The organism is Nocardioides panacisoli (genome assembly GCF_039537325.1).
Taxonomy (GTDB): domain Bacteria; phylum Actinomycetota; class Actinomycetes; order Propionibacteriales; family Nocardioidaceae; genus Nocardioides; species Nocardioides panacisoli.
Map to the genome: position 1 here is coordinate 1 of NZ_BAABAH010000032.1, position 1,425 is coordinate 1,425.

Consider the following 1,425-nt stretch of genomic DNA (forward strand, 5'->3'; position numbering starts at 1 on the left):
CTCATGGCTCCCTTCTGTGTCAAGACACCTTCGGAAGTGCGGGTTTAGGGTGTTGTGTGGCGGGTCCGCGGAGTGGCTTGTCCGAAGAGCTGGCATCGGGATGTGAGCCGGTCGCGCTGGAGTCAGAGACGTTTCCCTGTTGCCCTCCCGGGCCCGTCGCTGTGTGCCTGGCGAGGTCGGCGATCAGGGTGCGGTAGACGGCGTCGGAGAGTCTGCGTTTGAGGCAGCGCATTGCCTCGTTGGAGGTCTTGCCGGTGGCCTTCTTGCGGTCGTAATAGGCGCGGCCTTCGGTGGCGTTGCGGAGCTGGACGGTGGCCATGATGTGCAGCGTCTTGTTGATCTGTCGGTTCCCGCCTCGTGAGAGCCGGTGCCGGACGTGGTCGCCGGAGGAGGCGTCGATGGGCGCGGTGCCGGTCCAGGACGCGAAGTGGTTGCGGTCGGGGAACCGGGTGATGTCGCCGACCTCGACGAGGAGCCGGGCCGCGCCGGAGGGTCCGATGCCGTGCAGTTCCAGCAGCCCGGTCCGGGTCGCCTTGATCAGCTCGAGGAGCTCCTTGTTCGCGGCCTTCTTGCGCAGGTAGAGCCGCTCGAGGTCGGCGACCAGCTCGGCGGCGACGCGCTTGCGGGTCTTGCCGACCACGTCGCGGGGACGGACGCCGGCGAGGCTCTTCTTGGCCTGGGCAGCGGAGAGGTCCTTCTTCGCGCCGCCTGGGACCAGCTCAAGGAGCAGGGCATGGAGTTGGCTGACCTTGCGGGTGTGTTCCTCGCCGATCGAGCGGCGCCGGTCGACCAGCAGTCGCAGCACCTCGCGCTGCTCGTCGCGGACCACCGGGCGCAGGCCGCTCATCCTGGTCCCGACCAGGGCGACCGAGTGCGCGTCGGTCACGTCGGTCTTGCGGCCCTGCCCGGTCGCGAAGACGCGGGTGCGGGCAGAGAGCTTCGGCGGCACGTCGATGACCTGCTCACCATCGGCAACCAGCCGCATCGCGACGTGCCGGCCGATGCCGTTGCAGCCCTCGATCGCCCACACCCGGTTCGGCCACTGGTCAACGCCTGCCAGCATCAGGCGATAGCCGGTCACGTCCGTGGTGAACCGGTCGCCGCCGACCACGCTCTCATCACCGGTCATCACCTCGATGGTGACCGACCGCTTGTGCGGGTCCATCCCGATCACGACCCGCTGCTCATTCTTCGACATCGATGCCTCCGTCCTGAGATCCGACTTGATCGGGTCAGGAGGGCACCGCTGCTTAGAGCAGAGCAATCCCTTCTTGAGCCACTCCTGCCCTGCGGTGCCCGGAGCAGCGCAGGCCAAAAGAGAGCCACACCCAGCAGGCGGGCAGCCGAATTGAGAGCGACAAACCCCGGGCACCTCGACCGAGCCTCGTCAGCCCCGATCGTGGGGTCAATGAAACAAGCAGCCGA

The 1,425-nt window shown here is 67.5% G+C and carries 1 protein-coding gene; it reads right to left on the reverse strand.

Translation table 11 applies throughout. From position 1 onward, the window contains the following. Positions 1–19: 19 nt before the first annotated feature. Positions 20–1,198, reverse strand: coding sequence for an IS110 family RNA-guided transposase (locus tag ABD709_RS21355; RefSeq protein ID WP_344779083.1), 1,179 nt, complete (start codon positions 1,196–1,198; stop codon positions 20–22). Positions 1,199–1,425: the final 227 nt, after the last annotated feature.

What these genes read in the sequence shown, in the direction of transcription:
- ABD709_RS21355 (WP_344779083.1), bottom strand. Translation starts at nt 1,198, where the DNA reads ATGTCGAAGAATGAGCAGCGGGTCGTGATCGGGATGGACCCGCACAAG.